This window comes from Streptomyces sp. WAC05292, assembly GCF_003949955.1.
GTDB classification, from domain to species: Bacteria; Actinomycetota; Actinomycetes; order Streptomycetales; family Streptomycetaceae; genus Streptomyces; species Streptomyces globosus.
The window spans coordinates 1-13,942 of sequence record NZ_RPSE01000142.1; the positions used below are offsets into that span (position 1 = coordinate 1).

At 74.6% G+C, this 13,942-nt stretch carries 14 protein-coding genes and 1 pseudogene; 12 read left to right on the plus strand and 3 right to left on the minus strand.

Annotation, left to right across the window (positions count from 1 at the left end; translation table 11 throughout):
* The first annotated feature begins 144 nt into the window (after window positions 1-144).
* The 11 genes from EF903_RS16970 to EF903_RS17020 all read left to right on the plus strand — a co-directional run bounded on the left by EF903_RS16970 (window position 145) and on the right by EF903_RS17020 (window position 9,671).
* Window positions 145-1,764 carry a nitroreductase family protein gene (locus tag EF903_RS16970; RefSeq protein ID WP_125544080.1) on the plus strand — a complete coding sequence of 540 codons (1,620 nt, stop codon included), beginning with the start codon at window positions 145-147 and terminating at the stop codon, window positions 1,762-1,764.
* Window positions 1,761-2,486: a nitroreductase family protein gene (locus tag EF903_RS16975; RefSeq protein ID WP_125544081.1), complete on the plus strand. Its 726-nt coding sequence runs from the start codon at window positions 1,761-1,763 to the stop codon at window positions 2,484-2,486. Before EF903_RS16970 ends, EF903_RS16975 begins: the two co-directional genes overlap by 4 nt.
* A 69-nt stretch (window positions 2,487-2,555) precedes the next feature.
* Entirely contained in the window at window positions 2,556-2,720 is a 165-nt protein-coding gene (locus tag EF903_RS16980; RefSeq protein WP_125544082.1) for a thiocillin family RiPP, read from the plus strand.
* Between the two features lie 87 nt (window positions 2,721-2,807).
* Window positions 2,808-2,975, plus strand: a complete 168-nt coding sequence (locus tag EF903_RS16985) for a thiocillin family RiPP (RefSeq protein WP_125544083.1) — start codon at window positions 2,808-2,810, stop codon at window positions 2,973-2,975.
* 49 nt (window positions 2,976-3,024) lie between these two features.
* Window positions 3,025-3,210 (plus strand): thiocillin family RiPP, encoded by a 186-nt coding sequence (locus EF903_RS16990; RefSeq protein WP_260615470.1) that lies wholly within the window; start codon window positions 3,025-3,027, stop codon window positions 3,208-3,210.
* A gap of 109 nt (window positions 3,211-3,319) precedes the next feature.
* Window positions 3,320-3,499, plus strand: a complete 180-nt coding sequence (locus tag EF903_RS16995) for a thiocillin family RiPP (protein ID WP_185902699.1) — start codon at window positions 3,320-3,322, stop codon at window positions 3,497-3,499.
* A gap of 216 nt (window positions 3,500-3,715) precedes the next feature.
* Window positions 3,716-4,768: a PqqD family peptide modification chaperone gene (locus EF903_RS17000; RefSeq protein WP_125544085.1), complete on the plus strand. Its 1,053-nt coding sequence runs from the start codon at window positions 3,716-3,718 to the stop codon at window positions 4,766-4,768.
* The gene (locus EF903_RS17005; protein WP_125544086.1) at window positions 4,765-7,224 is read left to right on the plus strand and encodes a lantibiotic dehydratase; all 2,460 of its coding nucleotides are present in this window, start codon (window positions 4,765-4,767) and stop codon (window positions 7,222-7,224) included. The genes EF903_RS17000 and EF903_RS17005 overlap by 4 nt, the downstream gene beginning before the upstream one ends.
* Entirely contained in the window at window positions 7,221-8,123 is a 903-nt protein-coding gene (locus EF903_RS17010) for a lantibiotic dehydratase C-terminal domain-containing protein (RefSeq protein WP_125544087.1), read from the plus strand. The genes EF903_RS17005 and EF903_RS17010 overlap by 4 nt, the downstream gene beginning before the upstream one ends.
* Before the next feature lie 71 nt (window positions 8,124-8,194).
* Entirely contained in the window at window positions 8,195-8,500 is a 306-nt protein-coding gene (locus EF903_RS17015; RefSeq protein WP_125544088.1) for a hypothetical protein, read from the plus strand.
* Between the two features lie 169 nt (window positions 8,501-8,669).
* The gene (locus EF903_RS17020; protein WP_125544093.1) at window positions 8,670-9,671 is read left to right on the plus strand and encodes a helix-turn-helix transcriptional regulator; all 1,002 of its coding nucleotides are present in this window, start codon (window positions 8,670-8,672) and stop codon (window positions 9,669-9,671) included.
* Between the two features lie 23 nt (window positions 9,672-9,694).
* On the opposite strand, the gene EF903_RS17025 is transcribed toward EF903_RS17020, so the two are convergent.
* Window positions 9,695-10,348 carry a GPP34 family phosphoprotein gene (locus EF903_RS17025; protein WP_125544089.1) on the minus strand — a complete coding sequence of 218 codons (654 nt, stop codon included), beginning with the start codon at window positions 10,346-10,348 and terminating at the stop codon, window positions 9,695-9,697.
* A 125-nt stretch (window positions 10,349-10,473) separates the two neighbouring features.
* On the minus strand, window positions 10,474-11,847 hold the full coding sequence (locus EF903_RS17030) for a hypothetical protein (protein WP_125544090.1): 1,374 nt from the start codon (window positions 11,845-11,847) through the stop codon (window positions 10,474-10,476).
* A 236-nt stretch (window positions 11,848-12,083) separates the two neighbouring features.
* Here EF903_RS17030 and EF903_RS17035 point away from each other — a divergent pair, with 236 nt between their 5' ends.
* Complete coding sequence (locus EF903_RS17035; protein WP_125544091.1) at window positions 12,084-13,301, plus strand: hypothetical protein; 1,218 nt, start codon at window positions 12,084-12,086, stop codon at window positions 13,299-13,301.
* A 65-nt stretch (window positions 13,302-13,366) separates the two neighbouring features.
* Here EF903_RS17035 and EF903_RS17040 read toward each other — a convergent pair.
* Window positions 13,367-13,819 (minus strand): annotated as a pseudogene (locus EF903_RS17040) (transposase); the annotation flags it as partial.
* Window positions 13,820-13,942: the final 123 nt, after the last annotated feature.

Below are 13,942 nucleotides of genomic sequence, written 5' to 3' on the forward strand. Positions count from 1 at the left end.
GACAGGATCACAGAGTGGTCCGGCATCGAGGCCTCCTTTCCGGTTCAGGACGTGACGTGCGGGGCGCACGGCCCGCGCACCCCGTACGACCCGCGCATCCCGTGCGCCCCGCACGTCACGTCCTGAACCGGAAAGGAGGCCTCGATGCCGGACCACTCTGTGATCACCGCCGAAGCCATGGCCTCGGCCGCCCTGAACGACCCCCAGTTCCACGTCCCGGCACGCCCCAGGCTCCGGCGCGGGCTCTCCCTGCACCACACGCCCGAGGCCCTCGTCGTCCAGGGGACCCCGAAGAAGCAGCTGCTGCGCGGCGCCGCCGCCCGCGACCTGCTGCCCCGCATGCTCCCGCTGCTCGACGGCAGCCGCGGCCACGAGGACGTGGCAGGGGAGTTGGGGATCCCGGCCGGCACCGTCTTCAAGGCCCTCTCCCTGCTGTGGACCTGCGGCCTCGTCGAGGAGGCGGCGTCCCCGGAGCGGGCGGCCCGCGCCGCGGCCGTGCCCGCCGACCTCGCCGACTTCCTGTCCCGGATCGGCGACTCCACCGGCGCCAACCACGCATGGGAGGAGGCCCTGGACCGGCTGGCGCGGGCCCGCGTCGAGGTCTTCGGCGCCGGCCCCCTGGCCGACGCGGCCCGCCGCCACCTCGCCGACTCGCTCGTCGACACCGGAGCGGGGACGGGGACGGACCCGGCGCCCGGAACCACCCTCGCCGTCGCCGCGGGCCTCGACGCGGACGACTCGGCGGCCCTCGCCGCCGCCTGCGCCCTCGCCGGGATCCCCCTGGTCCGCCTCGCGCTGACCGGCCGCACCGCCCACCTCGGGCCGTACGTCGACCTCGCCTTCACCCCCTGCCTGGCCTGCCGGACCACGGAGGACCCGCCGGACGGCCGGGCCCCGCTGCCCGGCGACGCCGAACTCGCCGCGGCGCTCTTCGCCCGGGACCTGTTCGCGCTGCTCTCGCGGAGCACGCCCGGCCCGCTGCCCTCGCAGTGGCGCACCGTCGACCTGGCGGACCTCACCCAGCAGCGCCGCTCGGCCGCCACCCGGCCCGGCTGCCCGCACTGCTCTGCCGCGCCCGGCGACCCGGCCGCACCGCCGCTGGCCGCCCGGTACGAGGCCGCGATCGCCTTCCCGCCGCGCGAGTACGCCGACGGCAAGGCCCACCAGGCCCACTACAAGCCCTCGAACATCGCGCTGCAGAACAACGAGAAGACCTGGCCCGTCGCGGCGCCGGTGCCCCTGCCGGCGCCCCCGCTCGAAGCGCTGAGGTCCGCGCGGCCCGCCGCCCTCGACGACCGCACCGCCTCGCTGCTCCTCGCCGTCACCGCCGGCCGCAGGGCACTGCTGCCGGGCCGTGTGCAGCGCTGGACCGCCAGCGGAGGCAACATCGGCTCCGTCGTCGCCCACCTCGTCGTCCGCGACGTGCCCGGCCTGGAACCCGGGATCTACGGCTACGTGCCGTCCGAGCACCGGCTGGCCCGGCTCGCCGCCGACCCGGCCGCGCTCCCCGGCACGGCGCCGGCGACGGCCGTCCTCACCGGCGACTTCACCAAGGTCGCCAAGAAGTACGCCGCGTTCGCCCTGCGGATCGTCCTGCTCGACGCCGGCTGCGCGACCACCACGCTGCGCGCCGCGGCCCGGGCGCTGGACGTCCGGTGCGCGGTCCGCACCCGCTGGGACGACCTCGCCGTGGCGTCGGCCCTGGGGATCGATCCCGACCTGGAACCGGTCACCGCCCTCGTCGACCTGGGAGGAGCTCCGTGAGCGCCCCGCACGAACTGGCCATGGACGTCCTGGCGTCCTTCCGCGACCAGCGCGCCGGCACGGGCACGGCACTCGCCGAACGCCCCGCGCCCGCCCCGGCACCGGCACCGGCGCCGCAGCCCCTCGGGCCCGCCGTCGCGGTCGGCCCGTACGCGCCGCCGACGGCGCCCCACGACCTGCTGACCACCCTGGAGCACCGGCGCTCGCTGCGCGGCTTCTCCCCCGCACCGCTGCCGGCGGGGCTGCTGGCCGACATCATGGCCCGCGCCCTGGCAGCGGACGCGGAAGAGGACGCGGCGGACGCGGCGGACTGCCCGCTGGAGTTCACGGTCGTCGCCAACCGGCTGACCGGAATCGACCCGGCCGTCCACCGCTTCGACGCCGCGGCCCGCACCCTCACCCCGGTGATGGAGCTGCCCACCGGAGCGGCCCGCTACGGGCTGACGCTCCAGCCGGAGTTCTCCGACGCCGCCGCGATCGTCTCCGTCGGCGTACCGCTGGACGCCGCCGCCCGCCGCCACGGCGGGCACGGCTACCGGCTGATGCTGACCCGCGCCGGCTCCGCCGCGTACGCGATGTGGCTGGACGGCGTCGCCCACGGACTGGTCGGCAGCGTCTTCGCCGGCTTCATCCCGGCCGCCGTACGCGGCCCGCTGCTCAGCGACGGGACGACCCGCCAGCAGGTCTTCGCGCTGGCCCTGGGCCTGCCGCCGGCCCCCTGAGACTTCCCGCCCCGACCGGGGCGGGAGCACACCGCACACACCCACACGACACCACAGGAGGTGCCTTCCATGGAGGACATCGAGCTGTACGCCGTCGACACCGACGAGCTGGCGATCGAGGAGCTGCCCGAGGGCAACGCCCTCGCGAGCTGGGCGTCCGCCGGCTCCGCCTCGACCGCGTCCTGCCCGGCGACGTCCGCGTCGTCCGTCAGCAGCGCTTCCACCTACGGGTGATCCGCCGCTGACCCCGGCCGGCCCGCCGGCCCTCCCCGCGCGCACCGCGCGCACCGCGCACCGCATACCAGGAAGGAAGTGCACACGATGGAGAACGACCTCGAGCTCTACGTCGTCGACGGCGACGAGCTGGCCATCGAAGAGCTCCCGGAGGGCAACGCCCTCGGCTGCTTCTTCTGCGCCGGATCCGCCTCGACCGCGTCCTGCCCCGGCACGTCCGCGGCGACCGCGTCGTCCGCGTCCACCATCGGCTGATTTCTCCGGCCGCACCCGAACCGCCCACCACCAAGGAAGGGACATTCCCGTGCAGGACTTCGACGACCTCGAACTGGACCTGTCCGCCGACGAGCTGGCCTCCGACGCGCTGGGCCTGGAGCCCCTGAAGGAGGGCGTCGCCCTCGGCACCTGGGCGACCGCCGGCACCGCCTCGACGGCCTCGTGCCCGACGAGCACCGCCTCCTCGTCCGCGAGCGCCTCCAGCTTCGGCTAGAGCGCCCGGCACCACCCGTACGACCCGCGATCCGTCCGGCGTACGCCCCGTACGCCGCGTACGACCCGACCCACCTGCACCGGCAGGTGGACGAAAGGAAGTGAACGCCGTGAACGAGAACCTCGACACCGAGCTCGAGCTCTGGTCCGAGTCGCTCGACCTGGAGGTCCTCCAGGACGCCGTCAGCCCCGGTTTCACCACCGCCTTCTGCGGCGCGTGCGCCGGCTCGGCCAGCTGCCCCGTCGGCTGCGTCGGCTCGATGAGCAGCGTCTCCAGCCAGGGCGGCTGACCCAGGCGAATCCCTGGGCTCCGGGGTGGTCCTAGTACCCCGGGGCCCAGGGTCCCCAGCCCGGTTCGCTTGTCCCGAACCGGACTGCACCACACCAGATTAGAGCCAGGCGGACCGGCGCGGTAGCGGGCCGGCCGCCGTCGCGGAGGGAGGAACCGCGCCGTGGACGTGTGCACTGCACCCAAACTCCGGGAGGATCTGGAGATCATCCGGGGGATGGACGACCACCCCCTGGTGTTCGACCCGCAGGGCGGGACCTACCACCGGCTGACCAGGTCGGCGGCAGCCCTGCTCCGCCAGTTCGACGGAACCCGCTCGATGGACGAGCTGTCGGCCCTGATGGCCGAGCGCCGCGGAGTCGCCGCCGAGGGCGTGCGCCGCGAACTCGACACCTTCGTCGCCGAGCTGACGCGCAGCGGTCTGCTCGTCGGAACGGAGCCCGAGCGCCCCGCGAAGAAGCGCGCCGGCGGCCGTTTCGGCACCAGCATGCTGATGCCCCGCTTCGTCGTGACCCGCGCGCTCCCCGCCGTCCTGGAGCCCGCCGCCCGGCCGCTGCGCCGGATCCCGGCCCTCCTCTCGGTGGGCGTCTTCGCCGCCGGCGGTGTCCTCGGCATCCTGCTCGGCCTGTACACGGTCCTGACGTCGGCCCCTCCGGCCGAGGAGCTGCTGGGCACCGGCACCCTCGTCGCCATCGCGCTGATGCTGTTCCAGATCCTCGTGCACGAGAGCGCGCACGCGATGGTCGCCCAGGTCCTCGGGGTCCCGGTGCGGGGCCTCGGAGTGGCCCTGCTCTTCTACTTCATGCCGCTCGCGTACGTCGACCGCACGGACGCCTACCGGGTCCGCTCCCGCGGCGGCAGGGTGCTGCTCGCGCTGGCCGGACCGCTCAGCGACGGCTGGTTCACCGGCGCCGCCGCGCTGCTCGTGCTGACCGCGGACGGGCCGGTCGCCCAGGTCGCCGGAGCCCTGCTGATCTTCCAGATGCTGAACCTGGTGACGAACGTCAACCCGATGCTGCCGAGCGACGGTTACGCCGCGATCGAGGCCGGCTTCGGCCTCGTCGACGCCCGAGGGCGTGCGTTCGCCCTGCTGAAGCACCGCCTGCTGGGCCGGCCGCTGCCGGGCTTCCTGGAGCGGATGCCCGTCCGCAGCCGCCGGCTGCACCTGGTGTACGGGCTGGTGTGCAGCGTGTACACCGTGGCGCTCGGCTACTTCGTCGTCCAGTCGCTCATCTGGTCGTTCGCCCTCGTCGGACGGTCGATGCCGTGACCGCCCCCGAGATTTCCGGACCGCTGCTGACCCGGGTGGGCGGGCTGCCCACCGACGCCCTGGAGCTCACCGGCGCCGCCACGCGGCGGGCGGTCGGCGAGGCCGCCGACGCCCACGCCCTGCTGGAGGCCCTGCGGCCCGGGCTGGAGGAGCTGTGCTTCCCGCTGGTGCCGCTGCTGGACGACGAGGTGCCGCTGCGCCGCCGGGTGCTGGCCGCGAAGCGGGCCGTCCACCGGCTCCGGGCGCTGCCCTGGGGGGACGGGCTGCCGCCGCGGATCGCCGAGCTGGCCGGGCCCGCGGGGGCCGCGGCCTTCGCAGGCTGGCAGGCGGCCGTACGGCAGCGGGACGAGACCGCCCGGCGGCTGGAGGCGCTGCTCGCCGAGGACCGTGCCGCGGCCCCCGCCGCGCTCGCCGGCCGCCTGGAGGACCCCGGCTTCGCACGGGCGGCGGCGCTGGCCGCCCCCGACTGGCTGCGGCACGGCCGCCCGCGACGCCGCCCCGCCGAGACCCGCAACCTGCGCACCCTGTACTCGTACGTGGCGCGGGCCGCCGTGAAGACCAGCCCGTTCTCGACGCTGACCACCGTCGGCGAGGGCGGCCGGGCCGGCTCCGGTACGGCGCAGGCGCCTGCCGCGCACAGCTATGCCGCGACCGCGCTCGCCCACCTGGCCGTGCGCTGCCTGGCCCGCGAGGCCGGGACCGCCGATCTGCTGCGCTACCGCCTGGCGGTGCTGCGGCCCGGCGGGCCGGACTCCCCGGAGGGGCTGGTCCTGCTGCCGGAGCCGGTCGCCGACGGCGGCCTCGCCTGGCGGCTCGACCGGGTGGTGGAGGCCGACCACGCGGCGCCCTGGCTGCGCGGCTTCGCCCCCGACACCGAACACGCGCTGGACGCGCTGCTGTCCGGGCTCGGCGGGCCGGATCCCTTCCTGCGGTTCCGTCGGCTGCTGGACACCGGGCTGATCACGCCCGTACCGCCGTGGCGGCGCGGCTGCGACCCGGTGGCCGCGGTGGCGGAGCTGCTCGCGGACCGGCCGGAGGAAGGGCTCGCGGCGGAGGTGCGCGCGCTGCGGGACTCCGCCGCCGCGCTCGCCGCCGCCGGGGAGGAGGAGCGTACGGAGACCCTGACCCGGGCGCGGCGCACCGCCGGGCGGTGGGCCCGGGGGGCCGGGCTGGACCGCTTCTCCTCGGGCGAGGTGCTGTACGAGGACGTCGCGACCGGCCTGTCCCTGCCCGATGTGCTGGACGTGCCGCAGGTCCGCGCCGACCTGGTCGAACTGGGCCGCCGCATGCGGCCGTACGTCTTCCGCTCGCACCTCTACGACGTGCTCGTGGACCGCTTCACCGCCGAGTACGGGCCGGGCGGCACCTGCCCGGACGTCCTGGCCTTCCTGATGCGGGTCGCCGTCGACGGCGACGCCCAGCCCGACCTGGACAAGGCCGCGGTCGGGGACCGCGCCGAGCGGGAGACCGCAGGGGAGCGGGCGTGGCTGCCGGTCGGGCCGACCAGCGCGCCGCCCGCCGCGGCCGTGCTGTTCCAGCTCGCGGCCGACAGCCACGAGGCGGTGCGGGAGGGCGCGTACCGGCTGGTCGTCAACCAGTTCAACCCCGGTACGGGCGGGCTCGTCACGCGCTTCGGCCGGCTGCTCGGCGAGGGCTTCCGGGAGCGGCTGCGCGCGCACGTCCGCGCCTGCTGGCCCGGGCGGGACTGCCGCGAGCTCGTCCTGTGGACGGAGGTCAACACCGCCCAGTCGCGGTCGGCCGGGCTGCTGCCGCCCCTGCTGCTGCCCGGGGAGACGCCGGCGGACGACGGACTGGACCTCGCCGACACCGTCCTCACGCACGACGCCCGGCAGGGCACGCTGGCGCTCCGCGACCGGACCGGCGAGGCGGTCGGGCTGGCCTACCTGGGGCTCGTCCCGCCGCACCTCTTCCCGCCGTTCGCGCGGCTGCTGGCGGTGCTCGCCGACCCGTGGGTGAACGGATCGCCCCACTCGGACTACGTCCTTCCCTTCGGGTTGCAGGAGCAGCGGCGCGCGGAGGTGGTCCCGCTGCCGCGGAGCGGCTTCGGCCGCGTCACCGTCCACCGCGCCTCGTGGGTCGTCCCGGCCGCGGAGCTGCCGCTGCCGCGGCCGGGCGAGAGCGACGCCGAGACGGTGTTGCGCGCCGAGGCGTTCCGGCGCACGCACGGGATGCCGGAGGAGGTCTTCTGCCACCGGCTGACCGGCTTCGGACCGGACGGGCAGGGCGCGGACCGCAAACCCCTGTGGGTGTCGCTGGCCTCGCCGCTGTCGCTGTCCGTGCTGGCCCAGTGGGCCGGCCCGGCCACCGGGCACCTGCGGCTCGTCGAGGCGCTCCCGGACCGGGCGGCCCACCCGCTGCGGGACGGGGACGGCGGCAGGCGGGCCGCCGAGCACGTATCGCTGCTGCGCTGGCGGCGGCCGGAGGAGGAGTCATGAGCACGGCGGTTCCCGAGCGGGACTGGTGGTACGTACGGGCCTATCCGGGCGGCCCCGGCCGCATGGACGCGGCGGTGCGCACCCTCGTGCCGTGGCTGGCGGCGCAGGCCGAACGGCTGGGCAGCGAGGAGTGGTTCTTCCTGCGGTACTGGGACGCCACCGGCCACCACCTGCGGCTGCGGCTGCGCGCGGGGGCGGCCGCGGTGGACGCGCTGGACGGCGCCGCCCGCGCGGAGCTGGCCGGTCTGCTGGAGACGCTGGAGGAGCGGCCCGAGGACACCGCCGGCCTGCTGCCCGGCACCCTGCCGGAGGGCTCGCCGGCGCGCGGGGTGGTCCCCGCGGTGTACGCGCCGGAACTGGCCAAGTACGGCGGCCGGGAGGGCGTCGCGGTGGCGGAGCGGATCTTCCGCCTGGACAGCGCGTTCTGCGCGGACCTGGACCTGGCGGGGCTGCCGCGGCGGCACGAGCGGGCCGCGCACGCGGTCGCCTTCGCGCGGGCGCTGACCGCCCGGGTGCTGCCGGCGCAGGAGCGGGACGTCTTCTGGGTCCGCCACCGCACCCGGTGGGGCTGGCAGTTGCGCCTGGCCGCCGCGGGCGAACCGCTGCGGCCGCTGCTGGCCGGCCTCGCGGCCGGGGTACGGGAGCAGGGGGCTCCGCCGCCGGAGGTGCGGGAGCGCATCGAGGCGCACGCCGACGAGGTGGCCGGGCTCCTGCTGCGGGCGCCGGGCCCGCTGCCGCACCAGCTGCTGCACCACCTGCACATGGTGATGAACCGGCTCGGCTTCCCGCCGGGCGAGGAGGCTGCGCTCGGGATGCTCGCGGGGCAGGCGGCCGGGAGGCCGGCGGCTGCGGCCGGGGCCGTGTCCTCCGCGTCCGCGTCCGTGTCCGTGTCCGGGTGAGAGGCCGCCCGTACGCGTACGGGAGATGGATCCGTCGTACCGAAACGAACAAGACATGAGGGAGAACCGACATGAAGCGATCGATGCTGCGAGCCCTGGCCGGGGCCGTTCTGGCGGGGGCCGCGCTGGCCACTCCGGCCGCGCTGGGCGCGGCCGAGGCGTCCGCGGCGCCGGCGGTCCGCGCGGACGGGCCCGTACAAAGCCGGGCGGCCGCGTGGGCGGCGCCGAACGGCTACACCCGGGAGGGGTTCGCCGGGCTGCCGTCGGCGTGCGAGGCGCGGGGCCGTGCCGGCGTCGCCGACGGCAGCTGGACCGCGTACGTCTGCCACCGGGACCTGCCCTTCTCGGCCTTCGTGAACCTCTACGTCAAGAAGTGAGGACGGCGCGGGGCGCGCGCATGTTGTGATCCACGTCACATCCCGATCTCGGCGTCGCGCGCCCGCTTTACCCGGGCGTTACGATCACCCCACCATCCGGACGTGCGGCCGGAACCGCTTGACCAGCGGAGCGCGGCGCCGCGTCCACAAGGGCTTGGGGGTGCTCGAGATGGGCTCGATCGGCATGCGCGTTCTGGGGCTCTCCGATCTGGAGGAGGGCATCTACCGGCATTTCCTGCGCAATCCCGACACCACGGACGGAGAGATCCATCTGCTGCTGCGGGCGGACCGCGGGGACGTGTCCTGCGCGCAGGCGCGGCTGTGTGAACTGGGCCTGCTGTACCCGACGGAGCGCAAGACGCTGATCCCGGCCGATCCGGCGATCGCCGTGGACCGGCTGACCGATCTGCGGCTGCGGGAACTGCACTCGGAGCTGCAGGAGGTCACCCGTTCGCGGTACCTGGTGGCGGAGCTGTCGGAGGAGCAGTCGCCGACGCTGGCGGCGCAGCAGTCCGTCGAGCGGATGGAGGACGTGGCGCAGATCCGCAGCCGGATCGACGACCTGGCGTTCTTCGCGCGCGAGGAGATCCTGTCCGTGGAGCCGTACACGGCGCTGACGCCGGAGAACATCGAGCACTCGCGACCGCTCGACATGCGCTGCCTCAGGCGCGGCATCCAGATCCGGAACGTGGTGCTCAAGGAGGCGCTGGACGACCCCCTGACGGTCGGCTACCTGCGCGAACTCACCGCGAAGGGGGCGCAGATCCGGGCGGCGGAGGACCTGTCGGAGCGGATGCTCGTCTACGACCGGCGCACCGCGCTGGTGCCGATCGACCCCGAGGACACCTCGCGCGGAGCCCTGGTCGCGCAGGAGACGGGGCTGGTCTCGGGCATCCTCGCGCTGTTCGAGAAGATCTGGGGCCAGGCCACGGACCTGTCGGCGATCATCGCGGACGCGGCGGGCGAGGACTGCCGCCCCGGGGAGCTCGCCGACACCGAGCGGGAGGTCCTGAGGTCCATGTGCCACGTGGGGAAGGACGAGATCGGGGCGCGGCAGCTGGGCATGTCGGTGCGGACGTACCGGCGCCACGTCGCCGACCTGCTGCGGACCCTCGGCGCGTCCAGCCGCCCGCACGCCGCGCTGCTGGCGCGGGAACGCGGCTGGATCTGACGCCCGGCCCCTCGGCTACTCGGCTAGGCGGAGGCGGCCGCACCCTGGAGGTCCTGCACCGCCCGCTGCACGGCCTCCGACACGGGGGCGGCGTCCGCGGACAGGGCGGCCAGCCTGCCCTTGAGGGCGCGCCGCCGGTCGGCGGGCAGGGCGGCGGCCAACCGGCCGCCTGCGTGGGCGATCCCGGCCAGCAGCGCGGCCCGGCCGGCGTCCGCGTCCGCGCCGCCCGCTCCCGCGTCCGCGCCGCCCGCGGCCTCGGCAGCGGCGGCGACCGCTGCCCGTACGCCGCGGGCGGCGGCGAGGCCGTCCGCGGTGAGCGCGGCCTTGTTCAGCGGGAACACCCCGAAGACCCGGTCGGTGCTCTGCTCCACCAGCCCGGCTTTCTCCATGCCGCGCAGCACCTCGCGGACCGACTCGCGGCCGTCCTTGCGGACCCAGTGCAGCCACTTCCGGTCCGGCTCGGCCGCGACCTGCTCCCACACCCGCCGCAGCACGGCGTCCTGCGGAGCCTCCCCGGCGGTGCGGGCCGTACCCGCAGCGTCGGCGAGGGCGCCGCCGTCGAGCAACTCGGCGAGCAGCGCACCGCGCACGGCCGGCGCGAGGGACTGCCGCACGGGAAGCCGGCCGCCCTCGTCGTCGAAGGCGAGCAAGACCATGTCCTCTGCGAGAGTCCTCACAACGTTCCTCTGCAACGGCGCCGACCGACTTACCTGTTGATCCTATCGACGGCAGGGCCGGATCCGGCCGTACCGGCACACGTTCCGAAAAGTTGGCCGAGAACCCCCGCCACCTGCCGGTTTCGTCAGGGGGCGCGGTACATCAGGGTGCCGAACATCCCCGCACCCGTCTCGGTCATGGCGAGGTCGCCCGCCCTGTAGTCGATCGCGAGACCGATGACCGGCAGCAGCGTGCGCGGGGCGGCCACACTGCTGATCGGCGTCTGGGTGCCGTCCCCGGACGTGAAGGCGTACATGGTCATGTCGGAGGTGGTCTTCCCGGCGAGGACGTACACCGCGTCGGCATCGGCACCGACCAGGCGCGGCACCGAGACGGCCTCCACGGGCCGACTCCAGCGCATCGCCCCGGTCTTCAGGTCGAACGCCGCCACGTGGGCGGGAGTGTCGCTGATGGTGCCTCCCGCCGTGACGAAGACGGTGGTGTCGGTGAAGCGGATGTCGAACATGTTGTCCGGCCGCCAGTAGGTGCCGATTCCGCGCAGTTCGGCGTGGCCGACGGGGGTGGTGAGCGTGATGCGGCGTGTGACGGCCCCGTCGGCCGCCAGGAGCAGCAGCTCGGGCGCCGCCTCGGAGGGGGGCGTGACGACGAGTGCCTCGGGGTGGTCGGACACCAAGTGCAGGTAGGTGCCGTCGCCGAGGGGAACACGCTCTGCCGCCGGCTTGGTCTGGCGTCCCTTGCCGTCGAGGGTCACGAAGGAGAGGTTCGGCTTGGCCGGTGCGCCCTTCTCGCTGAGCATGACGGTGATGCGGTCTCCGCGGACGGCCATGTCGTCGTTGTACACGAAGTCCTGCCGGGCAACGCCGGGGTTGGACCACGACCACGCCTGACTGCGGTCCTTCCGGAGGCCGACCACGGTGTTGGGCGTCATGACGGCGAGCACGTCGCCGGCCCAGCCGAGAGCCGCGGCCTGGTTCGTGAACGGCTTCCCGGCCACCGGGGAGCCGGTGACCGACGCCGTCCAGACGACGGCTCCGTCCTTGCGGGTGTCGACCAGCGACACGTGCTCGCACGAGGCGTCACGCGCTTCCGGATCGCCCTTGATCCAGGCGACCGCCCCCAGCCCGTCCGCGGACAGGGTGGGCGTCATGGCGCAGAGGGTCGCGCCGGCCTCGGGGGGCTGGACGGTCCCCTTGGACTGCCCGGTGGCCGCGTCGAGGATCTCGACACCGCTGCCCCGGCCGACGTACAGGGCGGACCCGGTGTGCCACGTCGCGTGGAGGGTGGTGTGGAAGGGCTTCCCGGTCGCGGTGGGCGACGTCCAGGCGGGCGCGAGCTTCGGGGGCGCGAACGGCGGCCGGGGCGTCGGACTGCCCTTGGCCTCGGCAGCCGGCTTCGGCCCGCACCCGGTGGCGGTGGCCGCCAGCACGGCGGAGGCGACGACGGGCAGCAGGACGAGCCGCGCCCAGCGGCGGAGTCGGAGGGGAGAAGGGGAGAGCACGGGGTGTTACGGGCCTTTCGGTGCACCCGGCTCGGCAGGAGCGGATCCGCGGTCACTGCGCGAGTCGGATGATCAGACTGTCAATGTGAGGCTGACACTACGACTTCTGCGGCGCACGGCACGCCGGACACCCCGGGCCCGACGGCAGCGGCATGGTGCAGTTGAGGGCCCACCGGCGGTGGCGATTGAACTCCGCCTCGCGATGGAAGCTGCTCGACCTGCCTTAGCATTCGCCAATGCCCAGCATCCACGCCCTCGTTCCGGAAGTCGGCCGCGCCGACAGCGACGGCCTTCGCTCGCACGACGCCGAGGCCTTGGCCGACTGCGTCCTGGACCGGGCAGAGCCGTCGTGGCGGCGGCTTGCCTGCGCCGAGGCGCTGCACGGCCGGGTCCCGCAGACGCACCTGGAGGCGCTGCTGGCGTGCGTCCGCGATCCGCACGACGCGCACGAGGTGCGGGTGCAACTCCTGGACCTCCTCTCGGACCGCGAGGAACTGCTGCCCTGGCTGCGCCACGAGGACCGGCAGGGGGAACGCGGCTACCGGATCGAGCACGCCGTCCTGCGCACCCGGACCCGGCTCGGCGACCTCACGGCCCTCGCGGCGGTGGCGGACCTCGCCTTCCGCCCCGGCTGGCGCGACCGGATGGCCGGCGGGGAGTGCCTGGAATCCCTGGTGGACCGTCACGGCTCCGCGGCCGTGGCCGCCGCACTCGACGGCCTCGATGAGGCCGATCCCGCGGTCCGCGCCCTGCGCATCCGGCTGCGCGACCGGAACGGCGAGGACATCACCGACTCCCTCACCGACCCGGACCCCGAAGTCGCGTACGTCACGCAGGACCTGATCACGGACACGGACCGACTGCGCGCGTACCTCGCCGAAGCCCCCACGGTCGACGCCGCACTCTGGGCGGCGTACGCCCTGTACCGCCTGACCGAGGACCCGGCGCCGACCCGCGCCGTGTACGAGGCGCTGGGCCGCCCCCGTGTCGAGGTGGAGGGGCTGGACGAGGACGTCAGGCGGGCGATCGTGCACGAGTACGTCCCGTACTGCGAGAACGGCACCGACCCGCGCTGGCGCCTGGAGGCGATCTGCACGGACCCGCCCGCCCGCCCCGACCAGGAGGACCAACTGCGCCGCGCGACAGCGGCCCTGACGGCGGCGGGCCTCGCCCCGAAGCCCCCGGTCCACTGCGGCGAAGCGCACCAGCAGGGCGACGGCACGTACCACGTGATCGAGTACGGGGCCGGCAAAGAGCTCTCGATCAGCACCCTGGGCCCCTGGGCGGGCGACTTCGAAGGCGACGCGGACGCCCGCGCAGCCCTGGAATCCGCGGGCTTCCACTGGATGGACGCGACAACGGGCGCCACGCGGGTATCGGGCCTGCACGTCTACTACTTCGGCTCCCGCCAGCCGATGGACGTCCACACCCTCCTCTACTACTGGCAGGACTGACGGCTGTCCCGTAAATGATCTTCGAGGTGCTTTGGACGTGGTTTCCCGTGGTGTGGGCTGCTCGCCTATCCGGCGAGGGCAAGGTTGTGCATGCGCGCGGTGCCGAGCATGGTGTGGTGGACTCCGTCGCCTTTGACTCGGCAGTCGCGGAGGATCTTCCAGGTCTTCATGCGGGCGGAGACGTGCTCGACGCGGGCGCGGACCCGTTTGTGGGACCGGTTATGTTCGGCCTTCCAGGCCGGGAGTTGGGCCTGGCCTCGCTCGCGGCGGTGCGGGATCACCAGGCCGGTGCCCCGGTAGCCGCCGTCGGCGATCATGAGCAGCTGGCCGACGGCGGCTTTGGCCCCGGATTCCTCCCAGTTTGCAGTTGTTGCGGTTCCCGGCGAGTGGCCGGCCGATGTAGTTCTTCGACTGCGCGGCGATGGTCTGGTCCCGGGTCGGCACCAGGGTGCCGTCAACGATCAGCACGTGTCCTTGGCGAACCGCTTGCGGGGCTGGAGCGCGAGCATCGGCCCTAACGAGCTCGTGCATGGTTGGCGGTGCGGTGCTGGATCTTGATCCCTGATCATGTTCATGTGGTGGGGACAGCGGCGCGTGCAGCGATCATCAGCGATCGGCGGATCACAGGTCTGTCGGCCGAT

Bases quoted from the DNA above. Each gene is read 5' to 3' on its own strand.
- EF903_RS16970 (WP_125544080.1), top strand. From the start codon at position 145: ATGCCGGACCACTCTGTGATCACCGCCGAAGCCATGGCCTCGGCCGCC.
- EF903_RS16980 (WP_125544082.1), top strand. From the start codon at position 2,556: ATGGAGGACATCGAGCTGTACGCCGTCGACACCGACGAGCTGGCGATC.
- EF903_RS16985 (WP_125544083.1), top strand. From the start codon at position 2,808: ATGGAGAACGACCTCGAGCTCTACGTCGTCGACGGCGACGAGCTGGCC.
- EF903_RS17000 (WP_125544085.1), top strand. From the start codon at position 3,716: ATGGACGACCACCCCCTGGTGTTCGACCCGCAGGGCGGGACCTACCAC.
- EF903_RS17010 (WP_125544087.1), top strand. From the start codon at position 7,221: ATGAGCACGGCGGTTCCCGAGCGGGACTGGTGGTACGTACGGGCCTAT.
- EF903_RS17015 (WP_125544088.1), top strand. From the start codon at position 8,195: ATGAAGCGATCGATGCTGCGAGCCCTGGCCGGGGCCGTTCTGGCGGGG.
- EF903_RS17020 (WP_125544093.1), top strand. From the start codon at position 8,670: ATGGGCTCGATCGGCATGCGCGTTCTGGGGCTCTCCGATCTGGAGGAG.
- EF903_RS17035 (WP_125544091.1), top strand. From the start codon at position 12,084: ATGCCCAGCATCCACGCCCTCGTTCCGGAAGTCGGCCGCGCCGACAGC.